The sequence below is a fragment of the Noviherbaspirillum sp. genome (assembly GCF_036846085.1).
Lineage (GTDB): Bacteria > Pseudomonadota > Gammaproteobacteria > Burkholderiales > Burkholderiaceae_D > Noviherbaspirillum.
Window position 1 is genome coordinate 1 of the sequence record NZ_DAIUCO010000137.1, and the last position, 13524, is coordinate 13524.

At 62.4% G+C, this 13524-nt stretch carries 8 protein-coding genes and 1 pseudogene; all 9 read right to left on the reverse strand.

Going from position 1 to position 13524, the window contains the following annotated elements:
- Positions 1-455: 455 nt before the first annotated feature.
- On the reverse strand, positions 456-1607 hold the full coding sequence (locus tag V7080_RS15855) for a S1C family serine protease (protein ID WP_334189363.1): 1152 nt from the start codon (positions 1605-1607) through the stop codon (positions 456-458).
- Positions 1608-1630: 23 nt separating this feature from the next.
- On the reverse strand, positions 1631-2596 hold the full coding sequence (locus V7080_RS15860) for a zinc metalloprotease HtpX (RefSeq protein ID WP_334189370.1): 966 nt from the start codon (positions 2594-2596) through the stop codon (positions 1631-1633).
- Positions 2574-3074, reverse strand: a complete 501-nt coding sequence (psiE-GI, locus tag V7080_RS15865; RefSeq protein WP_334189364.1) for a heat resistance protein PsiE-GI — start codon at positions 3072-3074, stop codon at positions 2574-2576. Before psiE-GI ends, V7080_RS15860 begins: the two co-directional genes overlap by 23 nt.
- Positions 3075-3257: 183 nt before the next feature.
- The gene (locus V7080_RS15870; RefSeq protein ID WP_334189365.1) at positions 3258-6065 is read right to left on the reverse strand and encodes a sensor domain-containing protein; all 2808 of its coding nucleotides are present in this window, start codon (positions 6063-6065) and stop codon (positions 3258-3260) included.
- 158 nt (positions 6066-6223) lie between these two features.
- A complete protein-coding gene (gene trxC / locus V7080_RS15875) occupies positions 6224-6661 on the reverse strand; it encodes a thioredoxin TrxC (protein ID WP_334189366.1) in 438 nt (145 codons plus the stop codon).
- A complete protein-coding gene (gene ftsH / locus V7080_RS15880) occupies positions 6658-8541 on the reverse strand; it encodes an ATP-dependent zinc metalloprotease FtsH (RefSeq protein WP_334189367.1) in 1884 nt (627 codons plus the stop codon). Before ftsH ends, trxC begins: the two co-directional genes overlap by 4 nt.
- A 27-nt stretch (positions 8542-8568) precedes the next feature.
- Positions 8569-9999 carry a cardiolipin synthase gene (gene cls, locus V7080_RS15885; RefSeq protein WP_334189368.1) on the reverse strand — a complete coding sequence of 477 codons (1431 nt, stop codon included), beginning with the start codon at positions 9997-9999 and terminating at the stop codon, positions 8569-8571.
- 16 nt (positions 10000-10015) lie between these two features.
- Complete coding sequence (clpK, locus tag V7080_RS15890) at positions 10016-12865, reverse strand: heat shock survival AAA family ATPase ClpK (RefSeq protein ID WP_334189369.1); 2850 nt, start codon at positions 12863-12865, stop codon at positions 10016-10018.
- A 92-nt stretch (positions 12866-12957) separates the two neighbouring features.
- Positions 12958-13464 (reverse strand): annotated as a pseudogene (locus V7080_RS15895) (Hsp20/alpha crystallin family protein); the annotation flags it as partial.
- Positions 13465-13524 lie beyond the last annotated feature (60 nt).

Genomic DNA, 13524 nt, shown 5'->3' on the forward strand with positions numbered 1-13524 from the left:
GGGGTCGAGAGCGTGAGTTGGCTCCCGCGAACAGCGGACATTCGGCAGTGAGCTGGCTAGGAGACGTGCAGCCCACTACCCCGGAGGACCGAAGTTCCCTCGATACCGGTCATTGTCGCGGCCGCGCTGCTTGGTGAACCGATGACAGCTTGGTGCCCGGCATCATGAAGCCGGATCAGATCCGCGACCGGCTCCAACCGCTGCAGAGCGGCTCTACGATCTGGCTGCTTCAGGCTGGTTGCAGCCACACAGGTTCGCCGACCGATCAACGGCTTTGACCTGGGTCGCCACGTTGCCCGCGCCCGCCGTCACCGTGGTGGTCGGTCCGCCCTTGATCGATCTGCTCTTCGATCAACCTGCCGCCACCGACGCCAATTTGGTGTTCGGGGCCAACTACATCGCCCCGCGCGACGATGTGACGTTGTGGGCCACATTGCCGCTGCCGGTCGACTCGATCAAATCCCCGGTTGCAGCTCCACACGCACTTCGCTCGTTTTGCCGGCCCGTTCCACTGACAAGATCACCACATCGCCGACCTTTCTGTCGTCTAGCTGCTCGAGCAGCTTAGCCACATCGTCCGTCGCCTTGCCATCAACACCGATGATGCGGTCGCCGGGCACGATGCCTTGCGGCGTGACTTCGACACCCGCGAGGCCGGCCTTGTGCGCTGCCGAACCAGGGGTAACACGCAGCACGAACACGCCCTTGCTTCCAGTCAGCGCCAGCAGGCGCTGATTGAGCTGTTCGTCCACCTCAATGCCCAGCGCCGGACGGATGTACTTACCGGTCTTGATGAGTTGCGGGACTACGCGCATGACGGTGTCCACCGGTACGGCGAAACCAATCCCGGCCGAGGCGCCGGAGGGGCTATAGATCGCCGTGTTGATGCCGATGAGCCTTCCTGCCGAATCGAGCAGCGGCCCACCGGAGTTGCCAGGGTTGATGGCGGCGTCGGTCTGGATCAGGTGATCGATGGCCGGGCCGCCCGCTTCTCCGGGTAACGAGCGGTCGAGCGCGGAGACGACACCAGTGGTGAGCGTCCAGTCCAGGCCGAAGGGGTTGCCGATAGCGAACACCTTCTGACCCACCTTGAGGTCGGCGCTGGTGCCGACCGGCACGGCCGGCGGGCGCTTGAAACCGACACCGATCTTGAGTACAGCGATGTCGTGCGCTGGGCTTGCCCCCACCAGCGCGGCCTGGTAGTCGCGGCCGTCGGCCAGTTTGACGGTGGCTTCGGACGCGCCCTGGATGACGTGGAAGTTGGTGACGACGTGGCCGGCGTCGTCCCAGATGAAACCCGAGCCTGTACCGCGCGGCACGGAGAACACGTTGCGCGTCCAGACATCGCGTACCAATTGCGCGGTGGTGATGTAGACGACCGAGGCGCGCGATTTTTCGAACAATTCGATGGTGGCTTTCTCGTCCGCCGCCAGGTCGCCGCGCGCCGTCACAGTGCGTTCTGCCGCCTCGCGCGGACTGAACCAGGCCTCGATGGCGGGCAGAAACTGCCACAGCAGCATGAGCGCGGCAATGCAGGCGGTGATGAAGAGCCAGCGACGGATAAAGTGGTCCTGTGGCGGGCGCGCGTACGGGTCGGGGTAGGCCATGAAAAGTCTCCTGTTGAGGGCAATCAGCGCCACAGTCCACTCGGGCGCCAGCGCGGGGGGCGCAGCGTCACAGCGGATTCCGGCAAGAAATGGATCTCGTGAAACGGCAACGCTGATGCTGGCCTGGGCGCCAACGTCAGCAGGCGTGAGATGCGCTCTTGCGTTGCCGGATGGGTGCGCAACCAGGAAGGCTCGGGATTGCCCCATCCCGGCCACAGCCAGGCACGCCAGGAGCGGCTGACCCGCTCGATTTTCGCCAGCGCAGACGCAAGCCCCTGCGGGTCGCCAGTCAGTTCCGCCGCGAGGCGGTCAGCGTCGAACTCACGCACGCGAGACAAGCCGAGCTGTGCGAGCAGGGCCAGCTGGGGCGAGGCGGCCAGTAGAAGCAGTCCAGGCCAATTGACCGCCACCGCGCCGGCCAGCAGTGCGGGCAAGCTGAACACAATAGCGATCTGTCCGACCATAGCCAGCAGGCTCGTGAGGCGACTGACGGAATCCGCCAGCCCCATGACACGCAGATCCTCATTAGCGATGTGCGCGACCTCGTGCGCGAGCACACCCGCCAGTTCGCGCGAACTCAGGTTGCGCAGCAGGCCATCGGTAAGGGCGATCGATGCATGCTGCTTCGAGCCGGTGGCGAAGGCGTTGACGACGGCACTTGGCACGTAGTGCGGCACCGGCGTGGCGGACAAACCGGCACGGGCGGACAGCTCGCGCAACAGGGCCCAAATCTCGGGGGCTTCGTGCGGGTACAAAGCCCGTGCGCGGTACAGGCGCAAGGTCAAGACGGATGCGGCTGCCGTTTCCAGCAACAGCGTGCCTGCAACTGCAAACAGCGTGAGCCACAGGCCGCTTTCCCCGAACAGCAGGCTTCCTGCGGCGGCTGCGATCCCGACCAGGGTCAGGATCAACAGCCCGGTCTGCAGGCGGTTGAGCCAGCGGTGTTGCAACAACGCCGCGCGCGGGTCATTGGGATGATGACGGATCATGCTCAGATGTCTCGGCGGCGCGGTCGTCGCGCTTGCGCAGCAGCCAGTAGGTCGCACCCAGAGCCAGCGTGGCGCCTGCCAGCGCGGCTATCTTTGCGGGGCTCGCCTCGGGGTCAAGGATCACGAACTTGCGCGCCAGCGCGATCAGGCCGATGAGTATCACGGTCTTGACCTGGATGATGCTGTCCCGACGCAGCGCCACGCGCACGATGGAATGCTTGAACTCCATCGCGATCAAGAGCGTCATGATCATGCCGAACACACTCTGGAATACCTTGTGATCCAGGGGATTGAAGGCATCGAGGACCAGCGGCGTGAAGACGATGGCGATGAGCTGGAACAGCGACACCACGATGATGACGGCAATTACCGCCGACAGAACGAGGGCAACAACCTGCTCGAAGCGCTCGTAAACCGTCATCAACCGCCACTGGGAGCGCATCTCGTCAAGGGCCATGTGGCCAGATTCTTTATGCATAAGCGTTGCTCTCTCTTTCAATGAAACGTTCATGGAACTGGGAGTCCGAGAAGACGACTCGATTGCACCTGAATCATCGGGGCAATTGCAAAGCCACCCAGCGCATAATGTCCTGCGCGCCCGTGGCGCCGCCGATGGGTGGATCAGCCTCTTGCACGTCAACCCTTTGTCCCATGCATGGCATCAATCCGGCTTCTGGTCTGGCGGCAGCAATCCCACCAGATCCGCCTGCAAATGTTGCAACTTGTCGATGCCAGCCCTCAATGCCTCGACACGGCCGGCATTTTTCATTTCACTCAGGGTGTGCGCTAACTGCTGGATGCTCTGATGCAGGACATCGACCTGATCATCAGGATCCTTGCCGAAGAACGTAGGGCGGCCACTTTGATCCCGCCAGTATTGGAGTGCCTCGGGTTGAGGCGGCACTTGGGTCTTACCTGACAGATAGTCGATCATCTGGGAAATCCAGACCCGGTGGTCGGCGTATGTGAACGGCACGGGCAGCGCGGAGCGACTGTCAGGTTTGAATCCCTTCCAGGATAAGGGTACCTGCCAGGTGTGTAGCCATTGCTCGAATTCATGCGCCGGCATCGGATGCCCGATGGCATAACCCTGGCCCCACTCGCATCCCATACGCAGCAGCATTTCACCATGCTGAATGGATTCGACTCCCTCCGCGATGCAGTTCCTGCCAAACGACCTTGCCAGTGCCAGTAGCGCATCCAGGATGGCGATATCGTCCGGATCCTCGAGCATGTCGCGTATAAAACCTTGGTCGATCTTGAGCAGGTGCGCGGGCAGGCGCTTCATATAGGTCAGCGATGAATAGCCGCTGCCGAAATCGTCGAGGGCAAAACGCAATCCCATCCTCTCGCACAGCGCCATCAACTGAGACACTTGAACGAAGTCCTCCACGGCGCTGGTTTCGAGGATTTCCAGTTCAAGGTCTTGCGGCTGGGCGCCGGGATGTCGTGACAACATACCCCGTAGATGCATGATGAAGTCCGGTTGCAGCAAGTGCCGCGCACCGATATTCACGCTGATCGGGACATGAAGGCCGGCCTTGCGCCAAACTTCGATCTGGGTCAGCGCAGCCTCGATGGTCCATTTCCCCACGTCAATCCCGAGCGGATGGTTCTCAATGATGGGTATGAAGGAGGCAGGAGATAACAACCCACGCGTCGGATGTTGCCAGCGGATCAAGGCTTCGGCGCCCAGCACCTCACCGGTGCGCATGTTGACCTTAGGTTGAAAATAAAGCAGAAACTGCCCATTGGCAAGTGCATTCTCTATGCTGTCAAATCCTTCGTGACGGGTGCGCAGCGTACGATCCTTCTCCGTATCGAAAACGTGATATCGATTCTTGCCGGCTTGCTTGGCACGATACATAGCCTGATCTGTCTGCCGCAGCAGTTGGTCGGCGTCGATATCTTCGCCTTGCGGGTAGTAGCTCACACCGATACTCGCGCTCACCTCGCACAGTGCGTCACCAAACGGTACGGGCTGTGCAGCCACCTCGATCAGGCGATCGAGAATCGGTACGCTGATGGAAATATCCGGCAGGTCGACCAGAATAGCGACAAACTCATCACCACCAAGACGGGCCAAGGTATCGTCTTCGCGCAACACCTGCGTCATACGCCTAGACAGGACGGAAAGCATTTTGTCGCCGACTCCGTGGCCGTGCTGGTCGTTGACCTTCTTGAATCCATCCAGATCGATGAAGACAACCGCCAGGTGCATGCCACGCCGACGTGTCTGACGAATGGCCTGCTTAAGGCGGTCTCCAAGCAATAGTCGATTGGGCAAGCCGGTGAGCAGGTCGTAATGAGCAACGCGTTCAAGCTGTTGCTGGTTCTCCTTCAGCGCTGTGATGTCGGAAAACATGGCTGCGTAATGCTCGATATTGCCCCGCATATCCGGGACTGCACTGATCGTCAGCAGCGCGGCAAACTGACTGCCGTTCTTGCGTCGGCACCAGAGCTCTCCGTGCCAATAGTCGTGCTCACGCAGAGCCTGCCAAACGGTCTGATAGAACTCATCGTCATAGCGATCGGACTCGAGCAGACGAGGTGTCTGACCCATTACTTCCTCCCGCGCATAACCAGTGATCACGGAAAACGCCCGATTGACGTTGACAATGTGGCCTTGAGCGTCCGTAACGAGGATGCCCTCTCCTGCGTGCTCAAAGACTTTAGCCGCAAGGCGAAGCTCTTCCGAGGATCTTCTGCGTGAGGTGACATCATGGATATAGCCGTGCCAGAGGATGCTCCCATCAGGCATGGCTTCAGGCGACGCCTCGCCTTCGACCCAGATCTCCCGACCGTCTGGAAACTGCACTCGGTACTCGTCATGCCAAAGCGCGAGTGACTGCCCCGACGCCTGTATGGTTTCATGCACACGGTCGCGGTCTTCAGGATGGAGCGCAGCGAACGCAGGAGTGGCATCTTCAACAACATCCTCCGGTGCAACCCCGTATATTTCCTGTATCCTCGCGCTGGCATAAGGGAAGTGCGAGCTGCCGTCCGGACGAAGACGGTATTGGTAAAGCATACCGGGAACGTGGCTGGCCAACTCTTCTCGCTGTCGGCGCATAGAGTTCAGCGCCTGCTCGACCCTCTTGAGATCGGTGATGTCCTCTACCGTCCCGTCTGCCGCTCTGGGCCGACCAGAGGCGTCGCCCTTGAATGTTGCCCGCAGGTGTATCCAGCGAACCTGCCCTCCGCTGACGATGCGATACCGCAGATCAAGGGACTTTCCGCACATGGCAGCATCCCATGCCCTATCGAAGAGGGGGCGGTCTTCAGGGTGAATGCACTTCAGGAATCGCTCGAAGGCTATTGGCGCACCAACATCCAGGCCGAGCACGCGGCAGGCTTCATCGGAGCAAGTGAGGAGTTGCGAGCCAAGATCGAGATGCCAACTGCCAAAATGGGCATTCTGGTTAATCTGGCCACAGTGTCGGGCTGAGATTTGAGGAGTCTCGTTCAAAGGTGACGCTCATTATGGGTGAAACAGAGGTTCCAAAGTTTCTGCAACTGGGAACGCATTTCGTCAAAGACTGTGTGGTTGGGGTCGCTATGCATCGCGGCTACGCACTTTCTTCAAGGATCGAACAACTGATAAGCAGGTTGGTTCGCGCCGGGTCATTACGGCAAGCGGGATGTCACCCAGCGCATTATGTCCTGCGCTCCCATGGCGCCCGCCTGACGTGCAACCTCATGTCCCCCTCGGAACAAAATCAGGGTTGGAATGCTGCGAATACCGAACTGGGCGGCCAGGTAAGGCTCGGCCTCGGTATTTACCTTGGCCAACCTCACCTTGGGTTCAAGCAGGGAGGCTGCCTCCTCGAACTGCGGCGCCATCATCTTGCACGGTCCGCACCACGGCGCCCAAAAGTCAACCAGCAGCGGCAGGTCACTGCGCTCCAGATGACGGGCGAAGGTCGCTGTGGTCAGATCAATGGGTTCTCCGGTGAACAGCGGGTGCTGGCACCGCCCGCAATTGGGCTTCTCTGCCAACTTGTTGGCTGGCACGCGATTGATGGATTGGCAGTGTGGGCAGACGATATGAATGCCGTCACTCATGAGGTGGCTCCTTGGGACACAGAGGAAGTAATGGCTCCGGCAGTTGGGCCGTTGTGACATGGGGATTCGAGCTGTAGCCCTTGCGTCAGTTGCCGGATGCTGTATTCATCCAGCGTTTCCCGTGCGAGCAGTTCGCGCGCGCACCGTTCCAGCACTTCTCGGTTAATTTCGAGAATTCGGTATGCACGATCAAACACACCCATCACGATGTCACGGATGGCTTGGTCGATGCGTGTCTGAGTCGATTCGGCTACCCGGCAGCCACCCTGTACCAGTTCAGGCGCATCAAGAAAACGCGGCCTCTGTGCCTCAAAAGCAACGTACCCCAAGCCCTCATCCATGCCGAAGCGCGTAATCATGTCGCGGGCGATGTCGGTGGCCCGCGCGAGATCGTCTGAAGCCCCTGTGGACAGCTCGCCAAACACGAGCTTCTCAGCCGCGCGCCCTCCCAGGAGCACGGCGATCTTGTGCTCCAGGTCGGCACGTGTCATCAGAAATCGGTCTTCGGTGGGCCGCTGCAGGGTGTAGCCGAGTGCACCGATGCCACGCGGAACGATTGAAATCTTGTGTACCGGATCGGTGCCGGGCAGCGCAAGCGCCACCAGCGCATGCCCCATCTCGTGATAGGCCACGGTTTCCCGCTCCTTCGGATTGAGCACACGGTTCTTCCTTTCCAGGCCGGCCACGATGCGCTCGATGGCGGCGGTGAAGTCTTGCAGTTCCACAGCCTGCGCCTTGCGCCGCGTCGCGTTCAGCGCTGCTTCGTTCACGAGATTGGCCAGATCAGCGCCGGAAAAGCCGGTCGTCAACGCCGCGACTTGTTCGAGATCGACATCACTGGCCAGGGTAACCTTCTTGACGTGCACCTTCAGGATATCGAGACGGCCTTTCTTATCGGGACGGTCCACCAGCACCTGGCGGTCGAAGCGACCGGCGCGCAAAAGCGCCTGATCGAGAATTTCAGGCCGGTTGGTGGCGGCGAGAATGATGAGCCCCACTGAACTGTCGAAACCATCCATCTCGGTCAGGAGCTGGTTGAGTGTTTGCTCGCGCTCGTCGTGGCCGCTGATGGGGCCTCCGACGCCGCGCGCACGGCCCAGCGCGTCGAGTTCGTCGATGAAGATGATGGCCGGCGCCTGCGCGCGGGCCTGCTCGAACAGGTCGCGCACGCGCGCCGCCCCCACGCCGACGAACATCTCGACGAACTCCGAGCCGGAGATGGAAAAGAATGGCACCCCGGCTTCGCCCGCGACGGCTTTGGCGAGCAAGGTCTTGCCGGTGCCGGGTGGCCCTACCAGCAGCACACCTTTCGGGATGCGCGCGCCGAGGCGGCCGTAATCCTGCGGGTTCTTCAGGAAGTCGACGATTTCGACCAGCTCGGCCTTGGCCTCATCGACACCCGCGACATCGGCAAAGGTGACGCCGGTGTTCTTCTCCATGAACACCTTGGCGCGGCTCTTGCCGATGCTCAGGAAGCCGCCCATGCCCTGCTTCTCGGCGAAGCGGCGGAACAGGAAGAACCAGACGCCGAAGAAGGCCACCGCCGGCAGAATCCAGGAGAGCACATCACGTAGCCAGGTGCTTTCCACCACCCGCGCGTAAGGCACGTCGTACTTGGACAGCCGCTCGGCCAGGTCGGGTTCGACGCGAGTGGCCACGATGGTGGTCTTGCCCCGGCTGTCCGGCGATTTCATGCGCCCGGTGACCGTGCGGTCCGACACCAGCACTTCGGCGACGCGCCCCTCGGCCAGTGCCTTCTCGAATTCGCTGTAGGGCACGGGCTCGACGGTCTTGGCCGCCTGCCAGTAGTTCTGCAGCGTCAGCAGCAACAGGCCGGCGACGATCCAGTAGCCAATGTTCCATTGATCTTTCTTTTCCATGGGCAATGTTCCTCGCAAGTCGTGCCGCTAGAGAATGGGGGTGAACAGACGGGCCACCCCGTCGCGCAAGCGGATGGCCAGCGGGCGGGCCCGCAACGCCATGGCCGATATCTCGTTCGATGCATCACGGGCGGCATCAAAAAGGGATTCCAGCCGCGTAGACAACGCGGTGTCGTACACCTCCACATTGAACTCGAAGTTGAGGCGCAGGCTGCGCGCATCCCAATTGGCCGAACCCAGGCAGCACCACGCTCCGTCTACCAGCATCAGCTTGCTGTGGTCGAACGGGCCCGGCCGTTCGAAGATGCGTACACCGTGCTCCAGCACCTGCCAGTAGAGGGCGCGCGCGGCCCATTGCACCGTGGGATGGTCGCCGTTTGCGGGCGTCAGCACCTCGACGCGCACGCCGCGCAACGCGGCCGTGCTCAGCGCCGCGATCATCGGCTGATCGGGCACGAAATACGGTGTCCAGATGCGCACCGAATGCTTCGCGGCGCTCAAAGCGCCCATGAAGGTCCAGCGCATCCGGTCCAGGGCCTCATCGGGGCCGGCCTCGATACCGCGCGCCCACGAGATTCCTTGCTCATCAGCCGTTACGGGCGGTTCGCCCCAGTAACCCTTGCTGAGCCGCTCGCCCGTGGTATCGCACCAATCGTCGGTGAAGCACCGCATCAGATGCGCAACCACCGGCCCGCGCAGACGAAAGTGCAAATCGTGACAGGCCTGGCCCGGCGCATCGGGCCGCCAATACGGGCTGAAGATGTTCATGCCGCCGGTGAAACCCGTCTCGCCATCGATCACCAGCAGCTTGCGGTGATTGCGCAGATGCGCGGCATGCAGGCGCGCGGGAATCAACGTCGGGTTGAACGTCGCCGCCGGAACGCCGGCGCGCTGCAAGGCGCGGTAGGCGCTGCGGGGCGTCCAGCGGGCATACACGTCGTCGATCAGCACCCGCACTTGCACGCCGCGCTCATGAGCCCGGCGCAGCGCATCGACGAACTGCGCCCCGATGCCTTGGCTGTCGAAGATGTACGAGGCCAAGGCGACGCTGTACCGCGCCGATTCGATGGCGGCGAGCATGGGCGGGTAGGCCTGCTCGCCATCGACAAGCGGCTCGATGCGGTTGCCGCCGGTCAGCGACTGGCCGGTGGCACGTCCCACCAGGTGGGCCAGACCGGCAAGCGGCGGCGATACAGCCTCGGGCATCGTGGGCGAGAGGTCCTGCCGAACAGCAGGATCTGCCCCCGGGAAGAGCCGCCGCGCCCGCCGCTGGTAACGGTTGATGCCGAACAGCCCATACAGCAGCGAACCGCCCAGCGGCAACAAGGCGATCAGCAGTACCCACAGCGTGGCCGATCGAGGGTCACGCTTGTAGATGACCGCGTGCCCCGCCGTGGGGACAGCGACCGCCAGCGACACGAGGGTGGCTGCCCATGTCAGCCCGTTGGGGTCGGACACGACAGCCTCCCATCGCTCAAGATTCGCCGCCCGCCGGCTTCTTCTTGCGCGCAGGCTTGCTCTCGTCGCTAGGCGGCGTCTCGGCCACGTTCGCGGCATCGGGCTTTTCAGGCTCGACCGGCTTCACTGGTGGCTCCTTACGCTCGAAAACCACCCGCTCGGCCTTGTCATCCCAGCGAGCGCTGGCGTGATCGCCCTTGCCGATACTGCCACCCAGCATCTCGCGCGCCAGCGCGGTCTCCAGCTCGCTGCGAATCAGCCGCTTGAGCTCACGCGCGCCGAACTCGGGCTTGTAGCCTTCCTCCGCGAAGTGATCGATCAAGGTCTGATCGAAGGTCAGCGTCACGCCTTGGCTGGCGGCGTTGCGGGCCACACGATCGAGCTGCAGGCCGACGATATGGCGGATCTCTTCCTTGCCCAGCGCGTGGAAGACGATGATTTCGTCGATGCGGTTGAGGAACTCGGGGCGGAAGTGTCCGCGCAGCACGTCCATCACCTCGGCCTTGGTCTTCTCGTATTCCTCGCCGGCGGCGCCGCGGGCCTTCAGCCGACGCTGGATGATGTCCGAGCCCAAGTTCGAGGTGGCGATGATGATGGTATTGGTGAAATCCACCACCCGGCCCTTGCCGTCGGTGAGCCGCCCGTCATCGAATACCTGCAGCAGGATGTTGTAGACGTCGGGGTGCGCTTTTTCGATCTCATCGAGCAACAACACGCTGTAGGGTTTGCGCCGCACTTTCTCGGTGAGCTGCCCCCCCTCGTCATAGCCCACATAGCCCGGAGGCGCGCCCACCAGGCGTGCCACGGTATGGCGTTCACCGTACTCGGACATGTCGATGCGCAGCAGCGCACCTTCATCGCCATAGATCGACTCGGCCAGCGCCTTGGCGAGTTCGGTCTTGCCCACGCCGGTCGGTCCGAGGAACAGGAAAGTAGCAACCGGCTTGCTGCCCTCGCGCAGCCCCGCCCGCGACAACCGGACGGCATCGGCCACCGCGCGCACCGCTTCGTCCTGGCCCACCAGGCGCTCGTGCAGCCGCTGCTCCAGATGCAGCAGCTTCTCGCGTTCTTCCACCGTCAGCTCGTTGACCGGAATGCCGGTCAGGCGCGAGACGATCTGCGCGACATGCTCGGCTTTGACTTCGGCGCTGCCCGAGGCGCGCTCGCGTTCCCATTCCTCGACAAGCTTCTTGAGTTCAGTCTCCTTGGCCTCGATGCGCTTGCCCAGCTCGGCGGCCTTGTCGTACTGCTTGCGCGAGGCAACATAGTCCTGCTCACGCCGCAGCTGGTGCAGTTCGGACTCCAGCTCTTGCACCGCCACCGGGCGGGCCGTGGCCGACAGCTTCACGCGTGCGGCCGCCTGGTCGAGCAGGTCGATGGCCTTGTCAGGCAAAAAGCGCGCGGTGATGTAGCGGTCCGACAACTCGGCGGCGGCGATGATCGCATCCTCGGTGATGCTGACCTTGTGGTGCGCCTCGAAGGTGTCGCGCAGGCCGCGCAGGATCATCATGGTCTGCGCTACCGTCGGCTCGGGCACCATCACCGGCTGGAAGCGACGCTCCAGCGCGGCGTCCTTCTCGATGTACTTCTGATACTCGTTGAGCGTGGTGGCGCCGATCAGGTTCAGTTCGCCGCGCGCCATCATCGGCTTGAACACGTTGGCCACGTCCAGCCCGCCTTCGCCGCCACCCTGGCCTGCACCGACGATGGTGTGCACCTCGTCGATGAAGAGAATCAGCTCACCCTGGTGCTCGGTCACTTCCTTGAGCACCTTCTGCACGCGCTCCTCGAACTCGCCGCGGTACTTGGCGCCTGCCACCATGGCGTTGATGTTGAGTTCGACCAGACGCTTGTCGCGCAGCGTCTCGGGCACTTCGCCGGCGACCATCCGCTGCGCCAGTCCTTCGACAATGGCGGTCTTGCCGACGCCGGGCTCACCGATCAACACCGGGTTGTTTTTCTTGCGCCGGGCCAGCACCTCGATGGTGGTCTCGATCTCCTGCGCACGGCCGATGACTGGATCGAGTTTGCCCTCGCGCGCCATCTTGGTGAGGTCGCGCGAGTATTTATCCAGCTCGGGCGTGTTGGTCGGCGTCTCGGCGCGGCCATCCTCGGCCCCTTTGCCGACCACCTTGCTTACCTGCTGGCGCAGCGCTTGCGGCGTGAGGCCGTAACGGCGCAGCAGGTTGGCCGCCAAACCTTCGCCTTCCTCGGCGAGCCCGATCAGGAAATGCTCCGGCCCGACATAAGAGTGGCCGAGTTCGTTGGATGCCACGAAAGCACGGCTGAGCGCGTCCTTGACCCGGGGCGACACGCCGATCTCGCCCTCGAACGGCTTGTCGCCGCGCTTGGCTTCGGATTCGATCTGTCGCTTGAGGTCATCGACCTTGATCTTGAATTGCCCCAGGATGGTCTTCACCACGTCGCTGTCGGCGAGCGCCAACAGCAGGTGTTCGGTATCGACTTCGGGGCGGCCAAATTCGGCGGCATGTTTGGCGGCCTCCTGCAACAAAGCCTCGGACTGTTCGCTGATGCGGCTGGCGAGCCCACTGCCGCGCCGGCGCGTTGTACCCGTAGCAGCCGGGGCGGGTTCGCCGAACGAGGCATCGACCACCTCGTCGGTATCGGCCGCCATGGACGGCGAATCGTCACCGATGCGGAAGAAGTCGCTGCCGAGGAAGTCTTCGAACAAGCCGCTGCGCGAGCCAAACAAGGCTTCCAGCGGCGAGACGGTGCGCTTTTGCTGGCGCACCAGTTGGCTATAGTGATCGTCACACAACAGCATGGTGCTGTGACGACCATTGAGATTGGCTTCCACCCGCACCGTGGCGGGCTGGCCGCAGACTTGGCATTGTTTTCTGGCCATGCTCATGCTCCTGTAAAGATTGATTTGATGAGACGCCGCCGATCACGGCGCCTCATCCTTTTGTGGTTTTGAGAAAAGCGAGCCGACCAGCGTCAGCCGTTGATCGGGATCGAGCGGCCCTGCTTGGGCGCACTGGCCTCGCGCTTTTCCATCGTGATCGTGAGCACGCCGTTCTTGAAAGCGGCCTTGATCGTGTCCTGGTTGGCATCGGCCGGCAGGTTCAGAGCGCGCTGAAAGCTGCCGTAGGAGCGCTCCACCCGGTGGAAACCGCCGTCTTTCGTTTCCTGCTCCTGACGCTTTTCACCGCGCACCAGCAGCACGTCGTTGTCGAGCGTGATCTGGATGTCTTTTTCCTCGACGCCGGGTACTTCCAGGGCGATCTTGTACTGCTTGTCGGTCTCCTGGATGTCCAGCGCCGGCTTCAGCAGGCCCGGCCAGTCCGACGGCCAGCGTGGCATGGCCAGCGTCGGGAAACCGAAGCCTCGAAACGTGTCGTCGAACAGGCGGTCGATCTCGCGGTGCAATTGCAAGATGGGACTGACGGGCCCACCCGCCACCGGCAGGTCATTGCGCTGCACCGGCAGCGAGGCAGGAGCCTGTCAGAAATTTTGTGTGTGAGGCATAGCATGTCGACAAGGAGCATGAATGCCACGCAAGAC

Bases quoted from the DNA above. Each gene is read 5' to 3' on its own strand.
- clpK (WP_334189369.1), bottom strand. From the start codon at position 12,865: ATGGCCAGAAAACAATGCCAAGTCTGCGGCCAGCCCGCCACGGTGCGG.
- trxC (WP_334189366.1), bottom strand. From the start codon at position 6,661: ATGAGTGACGGCATTCATATCGTCTGCCCACACTGCCAATCCATCAAT.
- V7080_RS15855 (WP_334189363.1), bottom strand. From the start codon at position 1,607: ATGGCCTACCCCGACCCGTACGCGCGCCCGCCACAGGACCACTTTATC.
- V7080_RS15860 (WP_334189370.1), bottom strand. From the start codon at position 2,596: ATGATCCGTCATCATCCCAATGACCCGCGCGCGGCGTTGTTGCAACAC.
- ftsH (WP_334189367.1), bottom strand. From the start codon at position 8,541: ATGGAAAAGAAAGATCAATGGAACATTGGCTACTGGATCGTCGCCGGC.
- psiE-GI (WP_334189364.1), bottom strand. From the start codon at position 3,074: ATGCATAAAGAATCTGGCCACATGGCCCTTGACGAGATGCGCTCCCAG.